Genomic DNA, 25,253 nt, shown 5'->3' with positions numbered 1-25,253 from the left:
GGGACTCCAATGACATCAGCGTTGCGTAAGCACGGCAGCGCTTCAGACTCCGGGTGCTGCGTCGATATGCGCCGCAACCCCCAGTTCCTTCATGCGGTGGTAAAGCGTTCGCCGGGGCATTTCAAGCTCCTGAAGCACGGCGTCGAAATTGTGTCGATGCCGCTTCAAGGCACCCTGGATGAGCATTTTTTCGATCACGCGCATTTGCATGCGCAGCCCGGTCACCGGGTCGCGCGCTTCGGCCGGTTCGACATCCAGCAGCGGGAACCCGAGCACGAACCGCTTGGCCGCAGATTTCAATTCACGCACGTTCCCCGGCCAGTCATGGCTGAGCAGGATCTGCACACGCTCGTTGTCGAGCGTGGGGGCGGCGCGGCCGAATTCAGCGGCGATTTCCTGGGTGAACTGGTCGAACAATGGCAGGATCTGTTCGCGACGTTTGCGCAAGGCTGGCAGCTGAAGCGTCAGCACGTTGAGCCTGAAAAACAGGTCACGACGAAAAAGTCCTTGTTCCACCAGTTCATCCAGCGGACGTTGGGCTGATGCAATCACCCTCAGATCCAGCGGTATGAACTCTGTCGAGCCGAGCCGCTCGACGCCACGGCTTTCCAGCACGCGCAAGAGCTTGGCCTGAAGACTCAACGGCATGCTGTCGATTTCATCCAGATAAAGCGTGCCGCCTTTGGAAGCCTCGATGTAGCCCTCGCGAGCACGACATACTCCCGTGAATGCACCGTTGACCACACCGAACAGCTGGCTCTCTGCCAGCGACTCGGGGATGGCCGCACAGTTCATGCCTACAAAGGGTCCTGACCTGCTGGACAGCTGGTGAACCCGGTTGGCCAGGGTGTCCTTGCCGGTGCCGGTTTCCCCGCAAAGCAGCAAATCCATATCCAGAAATGCGCTGTTCATTGCGATTTGATGACCAGCCGATAATGCAGTTACGTCCCAACACGTTCGAACGTCCTTATCTATGTCTGTGCTCATCGATCACTCTCATGGCGGGTGGAAAGCGAGATATTAATACCACGTCTTACAAGGCAGACATATAGCAATTTAGTTCCCCGACGCAGAAGAAAAAAACCACTAACATGAGAACTATTATCACTTGGTAAACGTACCCGACTGTACACTCGGTATAGCTCAGCGCATTAAGATGACGCTCTAAATATCTATATTTCCATAAGATAATCATAGCGTTGCAGGCACAGCCCCCGGGCCCTCGGCGCCTGCTGGCCAGCCCCTGGGGCGTCGCGCCCCGTTCTGGACCACGAGCAACACAAAAAAGACTCAAATCTGTAACCTTGGAAACCAAAATTTAAAAACAGACTGTCGTTCAATAGTTATTGAACTCCGTACAGAAAAAACTATTAAGACAATAGAGAAAACCAATACTTTAATCATCTGACTCAACCACCGGCTTTTTGAATAACACGGTTGAAATCCAACTAACTGGCAGCACAACTCAATGAACTATTAAACTTAAATAAACAGCGCAGTATCGACAGTGGTAATGGCAGTTATGAAAAACGGCCACCCATCGTTTGGATAGTTTTTGAATGCCATTCGGGTTTCCGAACGGCGGCTCTCACACCCGACTGAGTGGACAGCGAACCCCCTGATTTTTCGAAGCCCTCCGAGGCTGCCAGTCGCCACGCACCCATTCGGCAAACCGAACACGTGGTCAACTTTTGCAGCCTGCTGCCCGCTTGCTATGCAAATCGTTACTCTGCTTAAACGCTTAACTGTCGGACAATCCGGCAATCACGGATTGCCGCTCTACGCCCCTTGGCGCGCTATAAACCTCACTGATACCCCGTCATCACTGAGAGTGTTTCTAACTATGTGTAAGGTTCTCCTTACAAATTTTTACAAAGTTCAGACATGCAATGACTCAGGACAATAAAATGGGTGGTGGCGACCTGCCATTTTGCGATCCAAAATATGAAAAAAGAGTAGAAATCATATACCTGCTTGTCCCCGCCCAATGAGCTCCAGAAAGGCAAAAGCACTAAAAAGGAGCATTTTTCAGGCGATTTTCAGTGAGAAAATTGTCAAAAACGGAGGTTATTGGCGTGTGCCACTCGCATAAACCACGATCCTCGGGCCGCTGGGCAGCTCGCGCGGTCCATTACGGTTTTCGTATTCCTCACGCTTGCGTGGCGACGAACGGTCATCCAGCAGCCGTCCTTTCCGTATCAAGGTCGGTACCTGATCGTTGTCGGTTTGCGATGCCAGCGAGGTGGCTTGGGGAAGCGCCGGATGATCCGCGACCTGTTCAGGCTCCACAGGCTTGGGCGGTGGTGTCTGCTCGGCAATCTGCACGGGCTCCGTCGGCTTGGGCGAAGGCGGCTGCTCGGCAGCTTGTGCGGGCTGCACGGCTTGCTCGGCTTGCGGGGGCTTGGGCACAGGTTCTTTTATGACCACCGCCACGGGTTCAGGCATGGGCTGACGTTCAGCCACCTGAACACGCATGGGCGATGGCTGACGTTCGGCCACCTGAGCGGGCGCAGGCGACGGCAAGCGCTCGACTGCTCGTTTTCCAGCGCTTTGAGGCAGGGCGATTGTGGCAGGCGCCTCCCCTGTAATTCGCTCGATACCCGCTGTCAGAATCTGCTTGTGGGCCTTGGGGATCAGCAAACGCCCGGGGCCATCCGGCGTTTTTTTCCGCAGGAACGCCGGGTTGAGTCGCACCAGTTGGGCTTCATCGACACCTGTAGTAGCGGCGAGCTGGGTGAGGTCCACCGAATGGTTAAGCTGAACCACATCGAAATACGGCGCGTTGGCGACCGGGGTGAGCTTTACACCGTAGGCGCCAGGGTTGCGTACCAACAGCGACAGCGCGAGCAGACGCGGTACGTAATCCTGGGTTTCCTTCGGCAAGTTCAGGTGCCAGTAATCAACCGGCAGGCCGCGTCGTCGGTTGGCTTCGATCGCCCGCCCGACGGTGCCCTCGCCGGCGTTATAGGCCGCGAGCGCCAGCAGCCAGTCATTATCGAATTGCGCATGCAGGCGGGTCAGGTAATCCATCGCCGCATTGCTGGAGGCCACCACGTCCCGACGCGCGTCGTAGGTGGCGCTCTGGGACAGGTTGAATTGCCGCCCGGTAGAAGGAATGAACTGCCACAGGCCGGCCGCCGCGGCCGGTGAGTTGGCCATGGGGTTGTAAGAACTTTCGATCATCGGCAACAGCGCCAGCTCCATTGGCATCCTGCGCTCATCCAGACGCTCGACAATGAAGTGCAGATAAGGGCCGGCGCGAGCGCTGGCACCGCTCACAAATCCCCGATTACTCAGCAACCAGTCACGCTGACGGATTATCCGCTCATTGACGCCCTGCCCGTCGAGCAATCGGCAACGCTCAGCGAGCCGTTGCCAGACGTCCTCGCCGTTGTAAGCGGGCATGTCGGAAATTGCCGGCAGGCCTGCATCGGCTTGCGCATCAGGCGCGCCATGCACCAACCCTGCGACCAGGCGCGGCGCGCGGTCATAACGCGCCTGGTAGTAGTCGACTGACTGACAGCCCACACACAGCGAGCCCAAAGCCAGCACGGCGATTTGAACCGAGCGAGCCAGCAAGCGAGGGCTGGAACTGTGAGAAGGAGCGGCTGGCATTGGCGGGAATGTCCTGTGCGTGTCCACCCTACGTGGCGCGCTCGCCATTCCGGTTCCCAATGCAGTCAATATCAACGCTAAAACCTTTTTGCTGAAACATTTCAGCCGATTGCATTTCTGTGGAACCGCCAGTCATGTCGCGACACGCAGTTGATGAAGGATTTTTCAGGATTCACATCGCCATCGCTTTGGCAGCAAAGGACAAGGAGATTCAACGTGCAGGTATCGACGGCCAACCGGAATACCGGAAACGTAAGCCAGCCGCCAGCAACAGCGGACATTCGTACCCCCTCCAACCTTCAGCAGCGAACCGAACAGCCTACCCAGCGCGCCTCGCACTCGCTGGGAAGTGTCGGAAAACGGATGCTGAAAAAAGCCGGCAAGCTGTTTCAGAAAGCCAAAGCGCCTCGTCAGGCGCCTGCCACCCCTCCGCCAGCCAGAAACACCAGAACCGCACCGCCCACGTCGAATGAGCGAGCAGCAAAAAATAAAAACACTGTGCACGACTCTCGCCTGCCCGGCAGCAGTCATCGAGGCACCGATGACATAAGTAAGTCATTGCGGGCCACCAGGCCAGATGAGGCAAGCAGTTCCGGGACCAAAGCGGATGACCCGATTGAACCGTCCTCACCTCAGGGACCTCGCCTGCAACGTAGCGATGGAGGTCGTTTCGAATTCAAGGACGAGCAACTGGTGCGCAACGCGCCACCCCAAGGCACTATTCAATTGGGTGCTGATGGCAAGCCCGACTTCTCCACCTTCGACACGCCCGGCATGGCACCGCTGCTGAGCGACATTCTCACTAAATCAGGACAAACCTACCTGGCCTGCCAGAGTCAGCAAGGCGTACAGGGACACCAACTGTTGCAATCCAATGGGCATTTGCTGCACCTGGAGCAGGACGACAGCTCGCTGGCGTTGATTCGTAGCAGCACGGCAACCCTCGCGGTAGAAGCAAACAAACCACCGGCCGTGGACATGCAACGTACCGGCGACCACATCCACATTGACGCCCCTGGCGGGCGCAAAAGCCTCGAATTGCCTGGCAAGGCACATCTCGCCCATGTCACCGATGTACACCAGACCACCAGCGGCGATCGTCTGCGCATACACGAAGACCGGCTGTACCAGTTCGACCCGACAAGCGCCCGCTGGAAAGCGCCGGAACATACGGAAAAAATTGCCTTCAACAACCTGGCAACTGGCGGTAATGGCTCGGTTTACGCAAAAAGCGATGACGTGCTCGTCGACCTCTCCAGCCCGTTCATGCCGCATGTCGAGGTCAAAGAGCTCGCTGCATTCTCGGTGGCACCAGACAATACCGCGGCGTTGCTCAGCGGCAAGGAGACTCAGGCGGTTCTGTTGACTGACATGAGCCCGGTGATCGGCAGCCTGACGCCGAAAAAGACCAAAACCCTGGAGCTCGATCACGGCCTTGCGCAAGCCGTGGCCATCGGGCTGAGTGCCAACAAGCTGTTTGTTGCCGACAATCAGGGCAGACTTTACAGCGCCGACCGCAATGCCTTCGAAAAAAATGAACCGACGTTGCGCCTGATGCCCGAGCGGACCCATTACACCTTGGCAGGTCAAGCGATGGGCGGCCATAACAGCGTCACCGGGTTTATCAACGGGGATGATGGCCGAGTGCATGCGCTGATCAAAAACCGTCAGGGCGAGATCCACTCGCACGCGCTCGACGAGCAGGCATCGAAACTGGAAAGCGGCTGGAACCTGACCAACGCGCTGGTACTGGATAACACGCGTGGCCTGAACATGCCGACAGCGCCAGAGCCCGCCAACCGCCTCAACCTCGATCGCGCAGGGCTGGTGGGCATGAGCGGTGGGCGCATCCAGCGCTGGGACGCTACCCCGCAATGCTGGAAAGACGCCGGGATAAAAGACATCGACCGCCTGCAACGCGGCGCAGACAGCAACGCCTATGTGCTCAAAGGCGGCAAGCTGCTCAGGCTCACCGTCACCCCCGAACATCCCAATCAGGCCTTCGACCACAATACCGCGCTGGCGCAGACGGCACGCTCGACCAAAGTCGAGATGGGCAAAGAAATCGAAGGGCTGGAGGACCGGGTAATCACCGCCTTCGCCATGGTCAGCGACACGCGCTTCGTCGCCCTCGATGACAAGAACCTCCTGACCGTCCATAAAAAGGACCACCCGCCCGTGCCAATGGATTTCCCGGGGCTGGAAGGCGATATCAAGGAACTCTCGCTGGACGAAAAGCATAACCTTTATGCGCGGACCAGCACCGGCGGGCTTTTCTGTCTGCCCAAAACCGCCTGGCAAGCAAACAAGCTCGGGGCGCTGCTCGAAGGCAAGTGGACGCCGGTGGCCACGCCGCAGGGGCAACCGGTCAAAGCGCTGTTCAGCAACGATGACAACCGATTGAGCGCGCAGATCGAGGACGCGCCCGAACAAGGCTTGATGCAGCTCAAGGACGGCAAGTGGCAAGCGTTCAAGCAGCGTCCTGTGGAAGAGAACGGCTTGAACGACGTGCATTCCCGCATCAAGCGCTCCAACAAGACCTGGCGTATTCCCGGCACCGGGCTGACGGTCAAGACAGACATCAATGTCCTCGGGGCGGGCGGCGTGGAAAAACGCAATCGTCCCAGCACCAGCGAATACATTCGGGCCAACATTTACAAAAATACCGCAGAACCGCCGCGCTGGATCAAGAACATCGGCAACCATATTCAACACAGCTTCCGCGGCCGGCTGGGGTTGAAAGAGGTGTATGAAAGCGAGTCGAGGCTGTTCAAGCAACTGGAACTGATTCATGAAACCGGAGGAGAACCACCGGCTCCGGGAAAGGATTTGAAAGCGCGTATCGCCGGGCTGGATCTGGGGCCCCAGGGTGCGACATTGGTCAAGGACCTGGAAGCCTTTCGCGATGAGCTGGAAAATCATAGCTACACCGCGCTGATGGCCATTGGTCAAAGCTACGGTAGCGTGAAAAACCTCAGGCAGACGGACGGTCTGCTCAACCAGCATGGCGAACTGGCCAAACCGTCAACACGCAGGGAATTGGGCAAGAAGCTTACAGAACTGGGCTCTGTGCTCAACTTCAAAAGCTCCGGGCACGATATGATCAAAGAACTGCAAGACGCCCTCACCCAGGTCAGCCCCTCAGCGGACAACCCGACTGGAAAACTGCTGAGCACACTCAAGCGCAGCGGGCTGAAACTCACGCATCCGAAAATCGAGATCCCGTTGGGGCAACGCCGCGACGCACGTGAAGATCATGGACTGAGCAAAGCGCGTCTGGCACTGGACCTGGTGACACTGAAAGAGCTGGGCGATCTGCTGGACAAGATCGAAGAACGACCGCGGCAACGCGACCTCACTACGTTTAAGAACAAACTGACAATACTGCGTGAAAGAACCTACGGCGAGAATCCGGTCAAGCAGGTCACGGACATGGGTTTTACCGACAACGCCGGGCTGGAAAGCGGTTATGAAGCGGTCAACTCTTTCTTGAAATCATTCAAGAAGCCTGATCATGCGGTCAGCGTCAACATGCGCGCCGCCACCGGTAGCAAGGACCAGACAGAACTCGCTTCCAGGTTCAAAAGCATGCTTAAACAACTCGAACACGGTGACGACGAAATCGGCTTGCAACGCAGCTACGGCCTCAACCTCACCAGCCCGCTCAACGTCCTCTCCGACCTGGGGGCGGGACCGTTTCCATCTGCGGGTGCCACGGGTAACCGCAATTACATTCTCAACGCGGAGCGCGCTGAAGGCGCTATCACGCTGTACCTGATAAGCGAGGCTGCGGGTACAATCAGTGCGGGCGTGGGTGCCGGGCACGACTTCTGGCCGGGCTTTTTCGACGAAAACAATCCGGCCCGAAGTGTCGATATCGGTAACGACCGCAAGATGACGCCCAATCTGCGCCTTGGCGGAGACCTGACAGGCACCATCGCCGCGAGCAAACGTGCCGGAGTGGTATTCAACATCCCGGACGAAGACATCGACGGGTTTGTCGACAACCTGTTCGAAGGCAAATTGAGCCCGTTGGAAATGTTGAAAAAAGCGGTTGACCACGAGAGTTACGAGGCGCGCCGGTTCAACGCCGATATCACGCTCGGCGGTGGCCCCGATGCGCGCGTCGGTTTCAACCTGTCCGAAAGCGGCAGCTCGCCGTTCTCCGCCATTGCGCGCCTGGGCATTGCAGCAAATGTCACCGCCAACCTGATGTCATACACCGACTATTCATTGACCCAGAAAAACGACAAGACTGAACTGCGTGAGGGCGGCAAGAACCGGCCGCGCTGGTTCAATAGCCTGACGTTCGGCGGGCAGGCACGTGCGCAGATCAGCGCCAGCCACGTCAACCCGACTACCACGCCGGGCGCGACTCCTACGCCCGCCACGGCACCGGCCAGTCAGTCCGCTGCCAACAACATGGGCATCGCCGGGACGGCGACAATCGAAGCAAAGACTGTAAAAAGGGTTAAGTTTCGCTTCAATGTGGCCAAACCCCTGACCACTGAAAGTTTGACCAAGCTGTCCAAAAGCCTGGGCGAAGCCTTCAAGGACAACACCACGAAAACCAGACTGGCGGAACTGGCCGACCCTCTCAACGCACGCTATGCCGGCAAGAGCCCGACCGAGGTCATTCAGGCTCAGCTCGACGGGCTTAATGAGCTGTTCAAAGACACATCGTCGCAAAACGACAAACAGTACAAGGCGTTGCGCGGCCTGAAACGGGCGACGATCGAGCACAAAGCGGCGGTCAACAAACACAGTGTGCTGAATGACGCACGTTTCGAGACCAGTAAAACCAATCTCTCCGGTCTCAGCCAGAAAAGCGTCATGACCAAAATCATGGACTCGGTACGGGTCGCCACTGCGCCAGGCAATGCCGAGCGGGTCGCCGAATTCATGCGTAATGACCCCAAGCTCAGGGCCATGGTCAAGGAACTGGAAGGCAGTGAAGGCACGCTCGCCCGAGTGCGTCTGGAGCCCAAGGATGCCATGATCGACGCCATCGACGAGGGCAGTCTGGACGGCACCATGACGCAGAAAGACCTGTCCACCCTGCTGGAGGATCGCAACAATATGCGGATCAAGCGGCTGGTGGTATTCCACACCGCGACCCAGGCAGAAAACTTCACGTCGCCGACACCGCTGGTCAGCTATAACAGCGGTGCCAACCTCAGCGTGACCAAAACGTTAGGGCGCATCAACTTCATTTATGGTGCAGACCAGGACAAACCGATTGGTTACACCTTCGACGGCGAGCTGTCGCGGCCCTCGGCTTCACTGAAGGACGCGGCTGAAAAATTGAAGCAGGAAGGGTTCGAACTGAAAAGCTGATAACGCAAGGCTTTTGAAGCGCCGCCATGAGCGGCGCTTTTTTTATCCTCAAGCGTGCAGAAATGTGCGGGCTTCCTGGGCTTGAACAATAAACCCACGTGTAACGTCACAGAATGATGGCTCATCCAGCGACACCAGCTCGCGTTGCGCACACAGGCGTACATCGCCCTGATCGACCGCAAACCAGCAGCCATGCAAGCGGGCGACGTCGAAGTTAAGGCTCAGCAAGCGCTGCAGATCGGCTGCGCGTTCGGGGCAACGCCCGACACGACAGTGAAAGACCACCATCTCGCTGTGTTCGGGCAACTCGATGACTGCGGCTTCGTTGTCCTGAGCGTCGTAAAGGGCGCACACACCGTTCTGCAAGGTCAGCGAAGTCCCCAGTTGGGCACCCAATGCATTGATGAAGCGCGAGAAGTCAGGTCGCGAGGTTTGCATCGTTATAGTCCTTTAAAAAATAAAACGGTCGGAATGGCCGGACAACAGGCCGCTGCGGCCTGTGTCCGGCGGTGGGGTCAACGGGAAACAGACAGATCTTCAGGGTTCAACTTACCCTCTTCCAGCGCGCTCAATTGAGCGTCGTCCAGTGGGACGGTGCCGGATCGTGGCGTTTGCAACGCAACGTATGCCGCGTCAACGGGCTCGCGGGCTGGCGACGGCTCGCTTGCCTGCTGACTCGCTTCTGGACGACTTTGTGTTTCAGGCGGCTTTGCCGGTTTCAGCGAATTGCGCAGTGACGACACGCCGTCAGCGGCCCGCCCGTCTGCTGCGCGCGCGATGTCCACGCCAAACTGCGAGGCTACTTGCAGTACACCTCTGGCCGAATGGTAGGCGTTTTCCAGCTTCCTCGGAAAACCTCCTAACGTCGTCGGCTGGAACGTGTGCGGCAGCGAAGCCCGGCCTGGATCGATGATGTTTTTCATCGCCGTTTCGGTGCGCTCGAGCATCGGCGTCGCCCCGCCCTGACCAGCCTCTTTCAAGGCCTTGGCCTCACCCGCCACCGACTGGTTGGCATACAGGGTCGAAAGATAGGAAATCGACCCGGTTGCCGCCAGGGTCATGTTGCGCACGATCGTCCCCGCACTGAGCGTGCCGCTTGCCCCCTTCGGCAGGGTTGTCACTGGCGGCAGGGCTGAGGTCAGTGCAGAGCTCTGCACACCCGATATCGCCTTGCTGTAAAACGTAGCACGCACCGACGGATCTAGCAGGTTCATGCCTTTCGCCAGATCCTTGCCCAGATCGGCTTCGACTCGGTCCGGCGTAAAGACCGGAATCTTGCGCCCCTGCGGGTCAACGTAGGTGGACTTCAATTGCAGGATCGTTTGCGAACTGGCAGAGACCGCGCCACCAAACCCGGACGCGAGCGCTCGGGCACTCAGCGTCTGGCCATTGAGCTGGTGAATATCGTTGAGCATCTGGCGCACTGCCTGAGAACCACCAAAGGCACTGTACGCCATCATTTCGCCCACAGGGTGAGTGGACGAGCCCTGAACCTTCATCTGATTCAAGATCGCTCGCTGGGTTTCGACGGACGCTTTGTCCTCAGTCGCTTCCTCGGGCGTTTTCCTGACCAGCTCACCGTTCTGATTTTTGAGCTCAAAGGGGTCAGGAATGACCGAGTTGGTATCAATAGCCTTCATCGGCACCATGTTCAGGCGGTCGTTGAGGCCAGTCTTTTGCAAAGCGGCCTGAAACACCGGTTTCACCACGCTGTTGACGGTCTCGTGGGCAACGCCTGCCACCATCCCCGTAACCAATGCCCTGAGCATGTTCGCGTCGCTGCTGGCATCCGGCACCTTATTGCGTATTCCATCAGCAGTGGACAACCGCACGTAGCCCAGATGCGTCATCGAGGAAAGAAACTGTGGAACCGCCGCCGCAACAATCGGCCCTGCCCCCTTCCAGCCAGCCACGGTGTTACGCGCAGTGACCAGATCACTGACAGCGTTGTCCAGTCGGGCATGGGCAGCAACAGAATTGAGGCGTTTGGCCTCAGGCGATTTGCTGAAATCGGCATGCAGATCAACCAGCGTGGCTTGGGCGTCAACCAGTGCCTGCCGGTTCGCGTGCAAAGCCTCTTTATCATCCCCTTCGGCATCTTGCAGCATTCTGTCCAGCCCAACGATGTGCTTACCCAGCGTCGCGACGCTGTTGCTCAGCCCCTCCCCGATTGACTTGCTGGCACGACCGGCATATTCACCCAGAGCCGTTTGGCTGGCAGCGAGGGCAGCGCGATCTTCGGCGGCATGCGGGCCTTGCGGAGCGGACGCAGCGTCATGCATGAGCTGAAAGTGCTCCAGCTGATCGGCGACTGACGTGGCAAAGCCTTTGATCAGTTGCGCGACTTCGGCTTTAGCGGGCGCGTGACCGGGGTGCACGAACAGGTTCAGCTTTTGCTGCAGGCCAGAGTCCTGGAACTGTTTCAATTGATAGCGCTCGGGAGACAACCGTTCTGCGGCAACTTCAAACGGCAGCTTTTCGGATTCCAGCAGGCCACCAATCAGTAAAGCAGCATGCGGGCTGATCATCGACGCTCCGCTGCCCGGCGCTGTCGCCCGCTCACTCTGAAACACCTCTAACAGTTCCGCGTGGCGTGCCGCTATTTTGAGGCGCGCCGCGCCGGCGGCGGAGCTTTCGGCTGCGTGCGTTCCTGACTGTGACTGCGTGAGCGTCAGCGGCGGGTGCATACCTGGCGTCACCGCATTCGGGTGAGCGGTCGGGCCAGGCGTGGCAACGGGCTGCTGGTGAATCTGAGTGATCTCGACACTGCCTGGTCCACCGATTCGCGAGTTGTTCATTGGAACCTCCCGGGCGCTGAAAGGCTGTCGCGTTTGCCTGTTGGCGTTACCGGCTGAGCCGTCGGGGAGGCTGTCGTTCCGGCGGACCCCATGAACCCGTGCTCACGCCACTCTTTCGCCAGGTCCGCGAACGACTTCATCAACAGCAGCACGCCTTCGGCCGACGCTCGCTCCAGGCCTACCGAGCCCATCAACAACACTCGACCGGTCTGAGCATTCCATGAAAACACGGGGCTGTGGGCGCCCGAAAACATATGGAAGTTGATGTCCATCACGCCAGCAGCGCGCTGTCACGACCACGCGAGGGCAACGCGCCCATGTCACCGTAAATCAGCACCGCGCTGCCTTCATCGCGGTCTCGAAACTGAAGCGTGAAGTCCACTTCGCTGATGTTGAAATTGGCAGATTCGTAGAAACGCTCAGGCTTGGAGATCAGGCTGAGCGCGCAGATTTCATTGATGAGTTTCTGGTACTGGTCTTTGTTGGTCATTTCACGGCCTCTCGATCCGATAGGGCACCACACCTGTTTTTTCCGCCGGTGTGTTCGCACTGAGTCGGAGGCAATGGCATTTTGGTTCCTTGCAGGCGGCGGACAGATCCAGCGAGCGTATTGAAAAATCACCCTGCAACCCCGTCGAAAACGGGAACCTACAGCCGCGCGATGCCACTCACTTCGAGCAACGGCAAGACAAAGTCCTCATCGACCTATAGAACCCGACAAGGACGCGGCGATCGACGCTGGAAAATCCGGAGTACGACGCTGGTTCATATGTCCATCCCATCGAGGTAAAGCCACCATGAGTATCGGTATCAACTCCACAAGTTACCAACCCGCGTCAACCCAGCTGGACTTTTCGGCGTTGAGCGGCAAAAGCCCTCAGACAGACACACTGGCAGGACAGAACAACCAGGCCGTGGACGCTGAAGCCCTGCTGTTCGGTAGCGACAAGCAACAGGATGTCCGCTTCGGAACACCGGAAAACACTGCCCCGAATCTGCAGAATTCTAGCCAGACCGGCGATAGCCAGTCCAACCTCGTCAAGTTGTTCAGCGCGCTGATCATGTCCTTGATACAAATGCTTGCGAACACCATGAAGAATCAGGACACCGCTCAGGACCCGAACGAGTGGCAGGACCCGTTTCAAAACGAAAACGGCCTTGGCGGAGACACATCGCTGGCTGATGATGGTGGCGACGTCCAGCGGCAGACCCGCTAACCGCTTGCCAGCGTTGAGCGCCGCGCCCGAGTAGCTGGCGGATTTGATCGCCTTGTAGGCATCGAGCCAGTCGGTTTCTTCACTCAAGTCTGCCTTGGGTTCTTTGTCTTTCATGCCGAGAACAAACGCACCGCCACGCAAGTGATCACGCGCCTGCGCCGTGAGCAGGCGCTCGCTAAAACCTGCGTTGGCGACCAGGCCACCCGCTGCTGACACGCTGATGTCTACCGCGCCCTGCGCAGCAGGTCGTGAGGCCAGTGCAGGAGCCAGCACGGTACGCAGCGCATTTCGCGCCGTGTAGGTCTGAACGGCGATACCCAGATCCGCAGCCTGGCGCATGACACCCGGCGTATGGCGTTTTGCTGAAGCAGCCATCGCATCGTGCAGTTTTTCCGGCGCGGTGCTCAGGTAATGCAGGTCACCGGTCGCACGGTTCATGACGCCGGTGCCGACCTGATCCATGGCTCCCGACAACGCTCCGGACACAAGCGGGGTCAAGGGCTTGAGCGGTGTCGGTAACCAGTCGCCCTTGTTAATGGCTGGCTGCATGTATTGCAGCACGGACGCCGCGGCAAACGGTGTTGCCCTTAAAGCGCCCGAGGCCGCACTTGCCATGCGGTCGAACTTCTCGGCCTTGGCAAAGGTTTCGCCAATGCTGAGAGCGGTTTCGCCCTCATCAAGCAAGCGTAGGGCACGTGCGCTGATTATTTTGCCGATCTCGACGTTGTGGGCATGAACGACATCCTGATCAGCGTTGATATCGTCTACCGGTAACCTGTGTGCGGCGAATACATGATCTGTCAGGTAATGGGTGATGTCATTCAGTTTGGTCTGCTCGGCCTCACTGAGCACCCTGACCGAACTGGAGGCAAAAGTCTCATGTGCGGAGTGGAAGCTCTCAGTGCCAATACTGGATTGAGAACTGATGGAGCGGTTGATGTACATGGAAATTCCCTCTCTGTGTGCGGATGTTTGATAGCAACGCGCTGAGATGGGCTTAACCGGACGACTTGCTTGCATACAGGCAAAGCAATGAGGCGTCGATCCAATAGCGATGGGGATTGCGAACGTCCGGATGCCCGTCAGTGAACAGGACCGACAAGGCTGAGTGGTCGCGACACCGTTACGGGTTCCTTTTTTTGGCTTTTACAGCAGGGAGATGGCACAACTGTAATAAAACCATGGCAAGCGCCTTACTTCAGAGTGTTAGTTCAAAACCTGGGAGAATTAAGCGAGCGTTAAGTTTGGATCAGTAAGTTTGCAGCGTGGCGTGTTTAATGACTGCGCCACTCTTTCCCCAACCCGCAAAGGAGTGCCGCAATGCCTGGTCCTTTTGAAAAGAAATGGCGGTGCATCAGCAGAACGGTTACTTACGTTGGCTGGTCGTTGTTCTGGCTATTGCTCTGGGACGTGGCCGTGACCCTCGACTTCATGCTGATACAAAGCACGGGTTTTATAGATCTTCCGCTGATGCCACTGACCCTGCTGTGTTCGGCGCTTATCGTGCTGATCAGCTTTCGCAACTCGAGCGCCTACAATCGCTGGTGGGAAGCCCGCACCTTGTGGGGCGCAATGGTCAACAGTTCGCGCAGCTTCGGCCGTCAGGTATTGACGCTGATCGAAAATGAGCGTGAGGACGGCGATAACCCGATCAAGGCCGTGCTGTTCAAGCGTCACGTGGCCTATTTACGGGCTCTGCGCGCGCATCTGAAAGGCAACGTCGGCACGGCGCAGCTCGATGGCCTGCTGTCGCCAACAGAGATCCGGCAAGCGTCGCAAAGCAACAACTTTCCCAATGACATTTTGAACGGCTCCGCCGCCATCATTGCGCAAGAGTTTGCCGCAGGGCGAATCGATAGCATCCGTCTCGCCCGGCTGGAATCGACCATGGTCGAGCTGTCCAACTGCCAGGGCGGCATGGAGCGAATCGCCAACACTCCGCTGCCCTACCCTTACGTGTATTTCCCGAGGCTGTTCAGTACCCTGTTCTGCATCATCATGCCGCTGAGCATGGTCACCACCCTGGGCTGGTTCACCCCGGCGATATCGACCGTGGTCGGCTGCATGCTGCTGGCGATGGACCGAATCGGCACCGACTTGCAGGCGCCTTTCGGCAACAGCCAGCACCGGATCCGCATGGAAGACCTGTGCAACACCATCGAAAAGAACCTGCGCTCGATGCTCGATGCGCCGGAAAAGCACAGGCTGGTCATTGACTCGCAAGGCCCGGAAGGGACTGCGTGGCAGATGCATCGACTGGCCGTTTGATTCCTGGCGGCCAACCATCACCGACGAACGAACAGGCATCGTCGAGTACTCGGGATTTTTCTTCAGAAAACTTCTGACAGCTTGTTCTCGTCGGTCCACCATACAAATGCTCACAGACGGATCAGATACGGAGCACTTACCCAGCGCCAGGAGCCCGCAATTCATTGCGCCATAGAGCGCAGCGGGCCGGGCATTCAGAGAGCAGCCATAAACCAGCTCGCCCAGATAATTCAGCTCACCCTGTTTTACAGTGAAACGTAGTGGCACCGTATACGCTCCCATGACTCCACGCCGCGAACCTAATCGATAGCGTTCGTACTCTCCGGCAGGCAGCCAGAGCTTTCTTGCAGAAAGTGTGCGCAACGGTGAAACCGGCGTGATCGCGGTGTTCGAGCAACGCCCCAATCACTTTCAGAACACCGCCCTCGCCAGCCTGATCCAGCAAGGTCAGGTCGGCCTGATCGACAACCGCGCCCCGGACCTGTCCATCGACGAGATCGTGCAACTGATCCTGGACGAGACCACTCGGCTGAGCGCCCATGGCCTGCAGGCCAGCGCCGGGCAGGCACTGATCCAGCAGAAAAGCGTCCTTGCCGTGGTCGCCCACGAACTGCGCAACCCGTTGACCCCGATCAGCCTGATTGCCGAACGAATGGTCCGGCTGCCAAGCGACCAACTGCCGCGGGTGCGGGAGCTGATCGAGAGTCAGGTGCGGCATATCTCGCAACTGGTCGAAGGGACCATCACACTGTCGGCCAGCATTGATTCGGACGTTTTGGAAATACGTATTTCCGACGATGGCATCGGCATTTCGCCCAGCTTACTGCCGTTCATCTTCAATCCCTATGTTCAGGACGAACACGCCATCGGCTTCAATGGCAACGGCCTGGGGATCGGCCTGACCGTGGTTCGCGAACTGATCGAGGCACATGGCGGCAAGGTCACGGCCGCCAGTCAGGGTAACGGCTGGGCAGTGAGTTTCTGGTGATATTGCCGTTGTCACCATTGCCGGAAACAAGTCCTGACAAGCCTGAAAAACAGGACGGAAACTGCTCTGACTTTCGTGCCTGTGCTCCGAGGTCAGCGGATATTCATTTCGTGACGCTCTGCGCCGCATTCAAGATCGGACGCAGAGCGTCCAGAAGTGTTTTCCCATGCAGTGGCTCATCGTTATGAACAAGTCTGCTTTTGATTCTGGCCGAAGGGCATGGAAACGAGAAGTGGTCGGGCGTTTGAGTCTCGTGCCAGCATCGGAATGAGAGGCCGCATGGGCGACTGGACGATATTCAAGCTGATATCATCGCGAAAACTGCAAGCCGAGTAGCCAACTATGAATCGCCGCAAAAAAATACAGCAGTTGTTAAAAGCTCACGCTAAAAAAGCCAGCGCCAAACTGGCACCGGCGAGCAAATCAAAGTATGTGAGCAAGGCTGATCGGGTGAAGCAGGCGGCGGAATCCGGACAAGACCCGGTAGTTTGTACAGAAAACTGATAGCGCGCTATCGAAGTCTTTAACGAGTATGACCCGCGTCTGCCGACGCAAAATAGCCCGTGGCCTCAACCACCGTCGAGAAACCTGACGTGAGTTGCGTGCTCATCGTTCGCAGGCTCAAAGCCGCAGCCCAGATAGAACCGGGCTCCACTTGCAGTATCAGTGAAAAGCCGCACGACACGAAATTGTTCAGCCGCGTGCTTAACCAAATGTTTGACCAGAGCCTTTCCAATATCCTGCCCTCTGAAGGCGCTGGCCACATAAAGCCTGCGTAACCTACCCACCTCACCCTCCGCAAACGGATCGCGTGAAAGACCGCCGATACCCACCAGACATCCGTTCAGAAACGCGGCCATCAGGCATTCACCTTTCGCATCGAACCGGTTTTTCCCGGACTCCCACTCGTCAATCAGTCGCGAAAGAAACCTGAAACCCTCTGCCGCAGCCTCTTTTTCCAGTATCAGAATCCGCGGTGGCAGATCAGTGACTTTGCGGATCTCAACGTTCTTCATCTGATGACCTTTAGCTGGAAGGATCGAGCTCCAATGGCGATGCAGGGCACTCGCAAGAAAATGCGCAAACCTTCAGCTATTGGCAGTACGCTGAAAAGCGTCTGCATACCGAGCACAACAGCCACCTCAATGACGTCAGCCGCAGGTATAAATGATCACGTGTACGAAGTCACTCGCTTCTGCCCGGAGGGCTTAGCTTCAGGAGGTTACGACGGCTGCGATGGGCTGCGAAGCGGACCAAAAAACCCGCCACCTCGATTGATGAACTGTAAGGTCAGGCAACAAGAGAAAAACATCCCCCAAGCCTGACCTGACTGCAAGCCTCAGGTACCAAACCCCTTGGCAGCCTTGATCAAAGCCTCGCCAGTTTAATTGGCGAACGAATACTCGCCACCCTGCTCCAGCGCCTTGCGATACGCGGGTCTGGCCTGAAGTCTTTGTACCCAGGCGGCAAGGCTCGGGTAAGGCTGGAGCATTCCCTGAGCCTTGGCAAATTCGCCGATAAAGCTCATCTGGATATCCGCGCCACTCAGTTCTTCTCCGAGCAGGTAGGGCGTCAGCCCCAAGGCTTCGTTCAAGTAACCCAGGTAGTTCGCCAGCTCGGATTCGATACGCGGATGCAGCGGCGCGCCAGCGTCACCCAGGCGTCCGACATACAGGTTGAGCATCAGTGGCAGGATGACCGAGCCTTCGGCGAAGTGCAGCCATTGCACGTATTCATCATAGGTAGCACTGGCCGGATCCGGTTGCAGGCGGCCTTCGCCGTGGCGGCGAATCAAATAGTCGACAATGGCGCCGGACTCGATCAGCACGTGAGGGCCGTCTTCGATGACCGGCGATTTGCCCAGTGGATGGATGGCTTTGAGTTCGGGTGGCGCAAGGTTGGTTTGCGGATCGCGCTGGTAACGCTTGATCTCGTAGGGAATGTCGAGTTCTTCAAGAAGCCAGAGAATGCGCTGCGAACGAGAGTTGTTGAGGTGGTGAACAGTGATCATGTAGGGCTCCGCTGGTCATGAGTGAGAGTCTAAGAAAAAGACTGCCCTGCTGCCGGGGAGTGCCCTGAAATGAATGCCATTCGATGAACGTCCTGAAAAAACTCAGGGCTTCACGGGCTTGTGTCGCTGCAGCTGCTGGATCGCCGCTAAACCTGGGGATGTGCTGCAGACTGCCGCCCGCAGCACTTTAAACCGTTCAACGACGAGCACTCAGCCCAGCGCCTCCGTCGGACCAAAGAACTCATAGTGACTCTGATCCTTGGGTACACCCAGATCATCAAGCGCACGCTTCATGAACGCCATGAACGGTTTTGGCCCCAAAAAGTAAGCTTCGACATTACGGTCAACCGGCAGCCATTGTTGCAGGTGCTCAACCGATGGACGCCCTGCCACAACCGGCGCCGGTGCACCGACGGCTGCTTCGCTGTAGATCACATGCGCGGCAAATTGCGGATAACGCGCGTGCCATTCATCCAGTGTGTTCTGAAACGCCTGCACGCTGGCATTGCGGGCGTAGTGGATGAACACCACGGGCCGGTCACCCTGTTCCAAAGCTGTTTCAGCCATGGCCAGCGTCGCTGTGATCCCCACACCACCGCTGATCAGGACCAGTGGTTTTTTCCCCTCGATCAGGGTGAATTCACCGGAAGGCGGGAACAGTTCGACGATAGAGCCCACCGAGACCTGATCATGCATATAAGCAGAGGCGACGCCGCCTGGCTGACGCTTGACGCTGATGCGGTAGCTCGTCCCGTTGGCAGGCGCAGACAGCGAGTAATTTCTGCGAATTTCCCCGTCAGGGGTTTCCAGCTTCAGCCCGATGTACTGACCGGCCTTGTGCGCAATGACTGGCTGGCCGTCGACAGGCTCCAGATAGAACGAGGTGATTTCAGCGCTTTCCTCAACCTTGCGCACCACCCGAAACAGACGCCCGCCTCGCCAGCCGCCCGGCGCAGCCTCGATGCTGTCGTAGGCGTCGCGCTCAGCGTTGATCAGAATGTCCGCCAGTTGCTGATAGGCCGCAGCCCAGGCATTGATCACCTCATCAGTCGCAATCTCCTTACCCAACACCTCACGGATGGCCCGCAACAAGCAACTGCCGACAATCGGGTAGTGCTCAAGAAGAATTTGCAGCGCGACGTGTTTATTGACGATCTGAGAGGCCAGCGGGCCGAGATTTTCCAGACGATCGATGTTGCGCGCGTACATCAGGACCGCATTGGCCAGCGCTCGCGGCTGCGCGCCATTTGCCTGATTCGCCTGATTGAACAACGGACGTACTTCCGGATAATCAATGAGCATGATCCGGTAAAAATGCGTGGTCAGCGCCTCGCCCCCCGTTTCAAGCACAGGCACCGTCGCTTTGATAATGGCGTGTTCAGCTGCGGTCAGCATGGTCTACTCCAGAAATGATGATTTCACTGCTGGAGGCATAGCAACGCGCATGCCAGATAAAAAATCTTATAAAACAAAGACTAATAATTCATAACAGTCAAAAAGACTCAGTCATAATGACTCGAATTCCAGCATTCGAGTCATTACGACCACATCAGCCAGGCGGGATCATTCGCCATCCGGACTCAGCACAAAACTGCCGGATAATTCCACTTCCGCCCCCGGTCGCAGGGAACTAGCGCGGCTGACATCGCCCTAAGCCTCACATCTATGTACTGGCACGACGCTGGTTTCAAGCGAAGGACTTCAGATTCATGTCTTCAAGTAGCACCCCATCAGCGGCTGGCCAACAAGGCCGGCAAACTGTTTCAGCGAATCGACTCATCTTTATATCCGTACTTGTGGCGACCATGGGCGCACTCGCGTTCGGTTATGACACCGGGATTATCGCGGGCGCACTGCCCTTCATGACCCTGCCTGCCGATCAGGGCGGGCTGGGGCTGAATGCCTACAGCGAAGGGATGATCACAGCCTCACTGATCGTCGGTGCAGCTTTCGGCTCGCTGGCCAGCGGCTACATCTCCGACCGGTTCGGGCGACGTCTGACCCTGCGTCTGCTCTCGGTATTGTTCATCGTCGGTGCGCTGGGCACGGCCATTGCGCCCTCCATTCCGTTCATGGTCGCTGCGCGCTTCCTGCTGGGTATCGCAGTGGGCGGCGGCTCGGCGACGGTGCCGGTGTTCATCGCAGAGATCGCCGGGCCGTCGCGTCGAGCGCGGCTGGTGAGCCGTAACGAGCTGATGATCGTCAGTGGCCAGCTGCTTGCCTACGTGCTCAGCGCGGTCATGGCTGCCTTGTTGCACACACCGGGAATCTGGCGCTACATGCTGGCCATCGCGATGGTGCCTGGCGTGTTGCTGCTGATCGGCACCTTCTTCGTACCGCCTTCGCCACGCTGGTTAGCGTCCAAAGGACGTTTCGACGAGGCGCAGGATGTGCTGGAGCAACTGCGCACCAACAAGGACGACGCGCAGCGTGAAGTCGACGAGATGAAAGCTCAGGACGAACAGGCTCGCAATCGTCCGAAGGCGAAGGATTTGCTACGCCAGCGCTGGGTCATCAAGTTGTTGCTGATCGGCATCGGTCTGGGCTTTACCGCGCAGCTCACGGGCGTGAACGCGTTCATGTATTACACGCCGATCATCCTCAAAAGCACCGGCATGGGCACCAACGCTGCGCTGACCGCCACCATCGGCAACGGCGTAGTGTCGGTCATCGCGACCCTGCTGGGTATCTGGGCCATTGGCCGTTACGGGCGTCGGCATTTGCTGATGACCGGCCTGGTGATCGTGATTCTGATGCAGGCAGCGCTTGGTTGCGTGCTGCAGTTCATGCCGCAGAATCTGACCCAGAGCTACACCGCCCTGGCCTGCATTCTGGTGTTCCTGCTGTTCATGCAGATGTGCATATCGCCGGTGTACTGGCTGCTGATGTCGGAGCTGTTTCCGATGCAAGTACGCGGATTGCTGACCGGGACCGCCGTGTCGATGCAGTGGTTGTTCAACGCATCGGTGGCGTTCACCTTCCCGATTGCAGTCGATACCATCGGCAACCCGACGTTCTTCATCTTCGCCGCTATCAACGTTGGCTCACTGATCTTCGTGTTCTTGTGCCTGCCGGAAACCAAAGGCAAGTCGCTTGAACAGATCGAGAAGCATCTAAAGAAAGAGCTGTAACTTACAGCAACAGGATGAGGCCACTGAAGGTCTCATCCGCCTCTTTGGCTGCTCAGCGAACCAGCATGGAAGCTGCCGCCGCGACCATGATCGCCGCCGCACCGCGAAACAGTTTTCTTTGCGCACGCTCACTCGACAACAAATGCCTGATGCGCAAAGAAGCAAAGATGAACACTGCACCCACGGCAAGTAACACGATGACAGTCAGCGGCACCAAAACCATTCCCCAAGTCTGCAAAGAGACCGTTTCCAGACTGATGACCAAGGGTAAAAGTGCCAGATAAAAGGCGATGGTCTTGGGGTTGCCCAATGTAATGGTCAGTCCGGATGCGGCCGCTGACAATAATTCCTTTCTCTTCGCCGGTTTGCCCACCTCTATGGTCTGGTGATCTGCGAACCAGAACTGCCACGCCAGATAACACAGATAAATAGCAGCCCCCCAACGCACCACCTGAAACAGCGCGTTGAAGTGCTCGGCGATCATCGCTAGGGTCTGTTCCCGTTTNTGGCGAGATTTGGCCCAGCAACGCGGCTCGCGATGAAACGGGAACAGACCCTAGCCCGAAGACAGCAAATGACAGGTAGGTCAGATCACCCAGAATCAGCCCGGACAGCAGGCAAAAGCCTGACAGCGCACCACCACTGACACTTCGTGCCACCAGTGCCGCCATACCGGGGCCTGGAATGGCCGCGGCGATGCCAAGGGCTGCCGAATAAGTAAGGACCTGGGTCAGATCAAGCATCTTTCGCTCCTTGAAATACAACGATCACAACAGCTGGAAGTGGTTGGGACAGAGCTATTTGCCAAGCTGCTGCCTGAAAAATACTACGCCCTTCAATCAGGAAAAAATCACCTACTATTGCTGGCAGTGCAGGCAAAGCCGGTAGAATTTTCCTCCAGACTATCGATCAAGGGTATTTATGATTACGCAAACATTGAGCCCTGTTGATATCAAGATCCTCACGGCATTGCAGCAGGACGGCCGGATCACCAATCAGACACTGGCCGACCAGATAGGCATGTCTGCCTCGCCTTGCTGGCGACGGGTGAAGCAGCTGGAAGAACACCGTTATATCCAGAGCTACAAAGCGGTGCTGGATCGGCGAAAGATCGGACTGGGTGTCATGGTGTTCATCCGCGTCAGCATTGATCGTCACAGCGAAGCCGAAGCCAGAAAGTTCGAGCAAGAGGTCATGCAACTGGAAGATGTCGTGGCGTGCTACAGCATCGGTGGCGATGCCGATTTTTTGCTTCAGGTCGTGGCACGCGATCTGGATTCGTTCGCCGATTTTGCGATGACGGTGGTCCGGCGATTACCCGGAATCAAGGAAATGCAAAGCATGTTCGTCTTGAAAGAAATAAAGCCTTTCGTTTCATTTCCGGTAAAACAGTCAGCGCTGTGATGGCCGGGTTTCTGCAATGATGCCCCTCAATCAATAAAGGAATAGCAATGTCCGCAACCGAACCAGCCCCCGTCACTTTCAGCAGCGCTATCCCGATCCTGCGGATGTTCGATGAACGCAAAGCGCGTGAGTTCTATCTGGACTTTCTCGGCTTCAGCGTGGAGTTCGAGCACCGCTTCGAGGCTGATTTGCCGTTGTACCTGGGGATCAGCCGCAACGGGCTGCATGTGCACCTGTCCGAGCACCACGGTGATGCTTGTCCGGGGGCGGCGGTGTTTATTCCCACTCAGAACATCGAGCAATTGCGCGATGAGCTGATCGGCAAGCAATACGGCTATGCGCGACCTGGCATCGTTCAGCAAGGCTGGGGACAAGTACTGGAAGTCTGTGACCCGTTCGGCAACCGGATCAGGTTCTGCCAGAGCTGAAAAGCGGGCCCAAGCGCCAGCCGGATACCGATGAACCCGGCAGTCCGGCCGACGCTGCCCTTCCCGATAACAGACCTCGCGTGACCCATCGTTGGGCAAGCTGGCGACCCCAGGCGCAGAGATGACGCATCCCCTGTCGGCAAAAACCAGGCGAATCGCCTCTAATCCCTTGTAAAAGCGGGTCGAGGCAACATTGGCCCATTAAGTGCACTGGTGCTGATTCATCTTGTATACATGAATGAACACCACCATGACCGCACTCGACATTTCCGAATTACAGTCGGCTTTACGCTCGGGCCAACTGACCCTGACAGCGTTGGTCCACACCCTGATGGCGCACATCGATGCGGATGACCGGCCGGAAGTCTGGATTCATCGTGTGCCCGAGGCGGACCTGCTTGAACGAGTCGCCGCGCTGGAACGTATCGCCGCAGAGCTGGGCGACTCGGTTTACGCGCAACTGCCGCTGTTCGGCGTACCGTTTGCGGTCAAGGACAATTTCGACGTGGCGGGAATGCCGACCACCGCAGCGTGCCCGGCCTTCGCCTATGTGGCCGACGAACACGCTCATGTGGTGCAACGACTGCTCGACAGCGGTGCGCTGTTGATCGGCAAAACTAATCTCGATCAGTTCGCGACCGGCCTGGTGGGCGTTCGCTCGCCCTATGGCGCGGTGCGCAATGCCCATGATCCGGCTTATGTCAGCGGTGGCTCCAGTTCGGGATCGGCCGTGGCGGTGGCGCGCGGTTACGTCAGTTTTGCGCTGGGCACCGACACGGCAGGTTCGGGAAGAGTGCCGGCGGGTTTCAACGGTATCGTCGGGCTCAAGCCCAGCCTCGGGCTGTTCAGCAACCGAGGCGTTTTGCCCGCCTGCCGCACGCTGGACTGCCCGTCGATATTTGCCAGGGACGTGATGCAGGCTTGGCAGGTCACGCACGTCATGGCGGATTACGACGCGCGGGACCCTGCCAGTGTGGAGGTAGCAGCGCTGCCAGTGCAGCGAAGGGCGCGGCGTGTCGCGGTGGCGAAGCGCTGCGAATTCTTCGGTGACGAGCAGGCGCAGGCGGCCTATTCAAAAGCATTGGAAGCCCTGCAAAGCGATCCTCTGGTGACCCTCAAATCAATCGACTTCGAGGTCTTCGCCGAGGCGGCAGCGTTGCTGTATCAAGGGCCATGGGTCGCAGAACGCCGGGCGGCGATTGGCAGGTTCTTCGACGCCAACGCCGGCGACATCCACCCTGTGGTGCGCGGCATCGTACAGAGCGCGGCCTCTTTTGATGCCGTGGATACCTTCAACGCCCGTTACCGCCTGGCAGAACTGACCCGCGCAGCACAGCAATTGCTGGCGGAAGTCGATGTGCTGGTGGTGCCGACCGCGCCGTGCATGCCGACCATCGATGCGGTGCTGAAAAACCCGATCGAACTCAATTCGCAACTCGGTTATTACACCAACTTCGTCAACCTGATGAGCCTGTGCGCCATCGCCATCCCGTCAATCGCACGTGCTGACGGGCTGCCTGCGGGCATTACGCTGATCGGGCCGGCGGGTGCCGACCAGCGAATTGCAGAAATCGCCGCCGCCTGGCAACCGCTGTTCGGCCAGCCAGACCAGCGTGACGCTATTGCGATGGCGCCCCTGCCCTGCAACAGCCCGACCGTCCAGGTTGCGGTGGTCGGCGCGCACCTGGTCGGTCAGCCGCTCAATTGGCAACTGCTCGAAGGCGGCGCTCGCTTGCTGCGCACCACGACCACCAGCGCGGATTACCGTTTATATGCACTGGCAGAGACCTCTCCGCCGAAACCGGGATTGGTGCGCGTGCCTGCCGACGGCACGAGCATCGAAGTTGAAGTCTGGGAAATGCCGTTGAGCCAGTTCGGGGCCTTCGTTGCCGCGATTCCCGCGCCACTGGGCATTGGCTCCCTGCAATTGGCCGACGGCCAGTGGGTCAAGGGTTTCATCTGTGAGCCTGGCGGCCTTGAAGGCGCGCTGGATATCACCCGGTACAAAGGCTGGCGCGCCTATCGCGCCGCGCACATATCTTCCATCGCTCATTGA

At 57.9% G+C, this 25,253-nt stretch carries 17 protein-coding genes and 3 pseudogenes; 10 read left to right on the top strand and 10 right to left on the bottom strand.

Features of this window, described 5'->3' with window-relative positions; genetic code table 11:
- Window positions 1–42: 42 nt before the first annotated feature.
- Together ABJ99_RS21355 and ABJ99_RS21350 are read right to left on the bottom strand one after the other, a co-directional pair.
- Entirely contained in the window at window positions 43–987 is a 945-nt protein-coding gene (locus tag ABJ99_RS21355) for a sigma 54-interacting transcriptional regulator (RefSeq protein WP_080378251.1), read from the bottom strand.
- Window positions 988–2,067: 1,080 nt separating this feature from the next.
- On the bottom strand, window positions 2,068–3,615 hold the full coding sequence (locus tag ABJ99_RS21350) for a lytic transglycosylase domain-containing protein (RefSeq protein WP_054087496.1): 1,548 nt from the start codon (window positions 3,613–3,615) through the stop codon (window positions 2,068–2,070).
- A gap of 134 nt (window positions 3,616–3,749) precedes the next feature.
- Here ABJ99_RS21350 and ABJ99_RS29650 point away from each other — a divergent pair, with 134 nt between their 5' ends.
- Complete coding sequence (locus tag ABJ99_RS29650) at window positions 3,750–4,088, top strand: hypothetical protein (protein ID WP_310886752.1); 339 nt, start codon at window positions 3,750–3,752, stop codon at window positions 4,086–4,088.
- Entirely contained in the window at window positions 3,979–8,952 is a 4,974-nt protein-coding gene (locus tag ABJ99_RS21345) for an AvrE-family type 3 secretion system effector (RefSeq protein ID WP_310886751.1), read from the top strand. The genes ABJ99_RS29650 and ABJ99_RS21345 overlap by 110 nt, the downstream gene beginning before the upstream one ends.
- 48 nt (window positions 8,953–9,000) lie before the next feature.
- On the opposite strand, the gene ABJ99_RS21340 is transcribed toward ABJ99_RS21345, so the two are convergent.
- The 4 genes and pseudogenes from ABJ99_RS21340 to ABJ99_RS21325 all read right to left on the bottom strand — a co-directional run.
- A complete protein-coding gene (locus ABJ99_RS21340) occupies window positions 9,001–9,390 on the bottom strand; it encodes a type III secretion system chaperone (protein ID WP_054087494.1) in 390 nt (129 codons plus the stop codon).
- Between the two features lie 77 nt (window positions 9,391–9,467).
- Window positions 9,468–11,750 carry a hypothetical protein gene (locus ABJ99_RS21335; RefSeq protein WP_054087493.1) on the bottom strand — a complete coding sequence of 761 codons (2,283 nt, stop codon included), beginning with the start codon at window positions 11,748–11,750 and terminating at the stop codon, window positions 9,468–9,470.
- Window positions 11,747–12,240, bottom strand: a pseudogene (locus ABJ99_RS21330) (CesT family type III secretion system chaperone). The gene ABJ99_RS21335 and the pseudogene ABJ99_RS21330 overlap by 4 nt, the downstream one beginning before the upstream one ends.
- Window positions 12,241–12,937: 697 nt before the next feature.
- A pseudogene (locus ABJ99_RS21325) lies at window positions 12,938–13,912 on the bottom strand (type III effector); the annotation flags it as partial.
- A 375-nt stretch (window positions 13,913–14,287) separates the two neighbouring features.
- Between ABJ99_RS21325 and ABJ99_RS21320 the strand changes: the two are divergent.
- From ABJ99_RS21320 to ABJ99_RS27610, 4 genes and pseudogenes are all read left to right on the top strand, one after another.
- A complete protein-coding gene (locus ABJ99_RS21320; protein ID WP_054087492.1) occupies window positions 14,288–15,235 on the top strand; it encodes a bestrophin family protein in 948 nt (315 codons plus the stop codon).
- A 337-nt stretch (window positions 15,236–15,572) separates the two neighbouring features.
- A pseudogene (locus ABJ99_RS28840) lies at window positions 15,573–15,773 on the top strand (ATPase domain-containing protein); the annotation flags it as partial.
- A gap of 57 nt (window positions 15,774–15,830) precedes the next feature.
- Window positions 15,831–16,223, top strand: a complete 393-nt coding sequence (locus ABJ99_RS21315) for a sensor histidine kinase (RefSeq protein ID WP_230081071.1) — start codon at window positions 15,831–15,833, stop codon at window positions 16,221–16,223.
- 342 nt (window positions 16,224–16,565) lie between these two features.
- Window positions 16,566–16,727 (top strand): DUF2986 domain-containing protein, encoded by a 162-nt coding sequence (locus ABJ99_RS27610; protein WP_080378250.1) that lies wholly within the window; start codon window positions 16,566–16,568, stop codon window positions 16,725–16,727.
- A gap of 65 nt (window positions 16,728–16,792) precedes the next feature.
- Here the strand turns inward: ABJ99_RS27610 and ABJ99_RS21310 are convergent, their stop codons facing one another.
- The 3 genes from ABJ99_RS21310 to hmpA form a co-directional block, all read right to left on the bottom strand.
- On the bottom strand, window positions 16,793–17,239 hold the full coding sequence (locus tag ABJ99_RS21310; RefSeq protein ID WP_054087490.1) for a GNAT family N-acetyltransferase: 447 nt from the start codon (window positions 17,237–17,239) through the stop codon (window positions 16,793–16,795).
- A 368-nt stretch (window positions 17,240–17,607) separates the two neighbouring features.
- Window positions 17,608–18,234: a glutathione S-transferase family protein gene (locus ABJ99_RS21305; RefSeq protein WP_054087489.1), complete on the bottom strand. Its 627-nt coding sequence runs from the start codon at window positions 18,232–18,234 to the stop codon at window positions 17,608–17,610.
- 210 nt (window positions 18,235–18,444) lie between these two features.
- The gene (hmpA, locus tag ABJ99_RS21300; RefSeq protein ID WP_054087488.1) at window positions 18,445–19,629 is read right to left on the bottom strand and encodes an NO-inducible flavohemoprotein; all 1,185 of its coding nucleotides are present in this window, start codon (window positions 19,627–19,629) and stop codon (window positions 18,445–18,447) included.
- A gap of 314 nt (window positions 19,630–19,943) precedes the next feature.
- Here hmpA and ABJ99_RS21295 point away from each other — a divergent pair, with 314 nt between their 5' ends.
- Entirely contained in the window at window positions 19,944–21,365 is a 1,422-nt protein-coding gene (locus tag ABJ99_RS21295) for a sugar porter family MFS transporter (protein WP_054087487.1), read from the top strand.
- Between the two features lie 52 nt (window positions 21,366–21,417).
- Here ABJ99_RS21295 and ABJ99_RS29330 read toward each other — a convergent pair whose 3' ends face one another.
- On the bottom strand, window positions 21,418–21,849 hold the full coding sequence (locus tag ABJ99_RS29330) for a LysE family translocator (protein WP_230081070.1): 432 nt from the start codon (window positions 21,847–21,849) through the stop codon (window positions 21,418–21,420).
- A 437-nt stretch (window positions 21,850–22,286) separates the two neighbouring features.
- Between ABJ99_RS29330 and ABJ99_RS21285 the strand changes: the two genes are divergently transcribed.
- The 3 genes from ABJ99_RS21285 to atzF all read left to right on the top strand — a co-directional run bounded on the left by ABJ99_RS21285 (window position 22,287) and on the right by atzF (window position 25,253).
- Complete coding sequence (locus tag ABJ99_RS21285) at window positions 22,287–22,769, top strand: Lrp/AsnC family transcriptional regulator (RefSeq protein ID WP_054087486.1); 483 nt, start codon at window positions 22,287–22,289, stop codon at window positions 22,767–22,769.
- 47 nt (window positions 22,770–22,816) lie between these two features.
- A complete protein-coding gene (locus ABJ99_RS21280; protein ID WP_054087485.1) occupies window positions 22,817–23,197 on the top strand; it encodes a glyoxalase superfamily protein in 381 nt (126 codons plus the stop codon).
- 250 nt (window positions 23,198–23,447) lie between these two features.
- Window positions 23,448–25,253: an allophanate hydrolase gene (atzF, locus tag ABJ99_RS21275; RefSeq protein WP_054087484.1), complete on the top strand. Its 1,806-nt coding sequence runs from the start codon at window positions 23,448–23,450 to the stop codon at window positions 25,251–25,253.

The sequence above is a fragment of the Pseudomonas syringae pv. cilantro genome, from assembly GCF_001293775.1.
Lineage (GTDB): Bacteria > Pseudomonadota > Gammaproteobacteria > Pseudomonadales > Pseudomonadaceae > Aquipseudomonas > Aquipseudomonas syringae_P.
This window is presented reverse-complemented; position numbering and strand designations above follow the sequence as displayed.

Coding starts and splice junctions, on each gene's coding strand:
- ABJ99_RS21310 (WP_054087490.1), bottom strand. CDS start 17,239: ATGAAGAACGTTGAGATCCGCAAAGTCACTGATCTGCCACCGCGGATT.
- ABJ99_RS21355 (WP_080378251.1), bottom strand. CDS start 987: ATGAGCACAGACATAGATAAGGACGTTCGAACGTGTTGGGACGTAACT.
- ABJ99_RS21345 (WP_310886751.1), top strand. CDS start 3,979: ATGCTGAAAAAAGCCGGCAAGCTGTTTCAGAAAGCCAAAGCGCCTCGT.
- ABJ99_RS29650 (WP_310886752.1), top strand. CDS start 3,750: ATGTCGCGACACGCAGTTGATGAAGGATTTTTCAGGATTCACATCGCC.
- ABJ99_RS21280 (WP_054087485.1), top strand. CDS start 22,817: ATGTCCGCAACCGAACCAGCCCCCGTCACTTTCAGCAGCGCTATCCCG.
- ABJ99_RS21320 (WP_054087492.1), top strand. CDS start 14,288: ATGCCTGGTCCTTTTGAAAAGAAATGGCGGTGCATCAGCAGAACGGTT.
- ABJ99_RS27610 (WP_080378250.1), top strand. CDS start 16,566: ATGAATCGCCGCAAAAAAATACAGCAGTTGTTAAAAGCTCACGCTAAA.
- hmpA (WP_054087488.1), bottom strand. CDS start 19,629: ATGCTGACCGCAGCTGAACACGCCATTATCAAAGCGACGGTGCCTGTG.
- ABJ99_RS21285 (WP_054087486.1), top strand. CDS start 22,287: ATGATTACGCAAACATTGAGCCCTGTTGATATCAAGATCCTCACGGCA.
- ABJ99_RS21350 (WP_054087496.1), bottom strand. CDS start 3,615: ATGCCAGCCGCTCCTTCTCACAGTTCCAGCCCTCGCTTGCTGGCTCGC.
- ABJ99_RS21340 (WP_054087494.1), bottom strand. CDS start 9,390: ATGCAAACCTCGCGACCTGACTTCTCGCGCTTCATCAATGCATTGGGT.
- atzF (WP_054087484.1), top strand. CDS start 23,448: ATGACCGCACTCGACATTTCCGAATTACAGTCGGCTTTACGCTCGGGC.
- ABJ99_RS21335 (WP_054087493.1), bottom strand. CDS start 11,750: ATGAACAACTCGCGAATCGGTGGACCAGGCAGTGTCGAGATCACTCAG.
- ABJ99_RS29330 (WP_230081070.1), bottom strand. CDS start 21,849: ATGATCGCCGAGCACTTCAACGCGCTGTTTCAGGTGGTGCGTTGGGGG.
- ABJ99_RS21295 (WP_054087487.1), top strand. CDS start 19,944: ATGTCTTCAAGTAGCACCCCATCAGCGGCTGGCCAACAAGGCCGGCAA.
- ABJ99_RS21305 (WP_054087489.1), bottom strand. CDS start 18,234: ATGATCACTGTTCACCACCTCAACAACTCTCGTTCGCAGCGCATTCTC.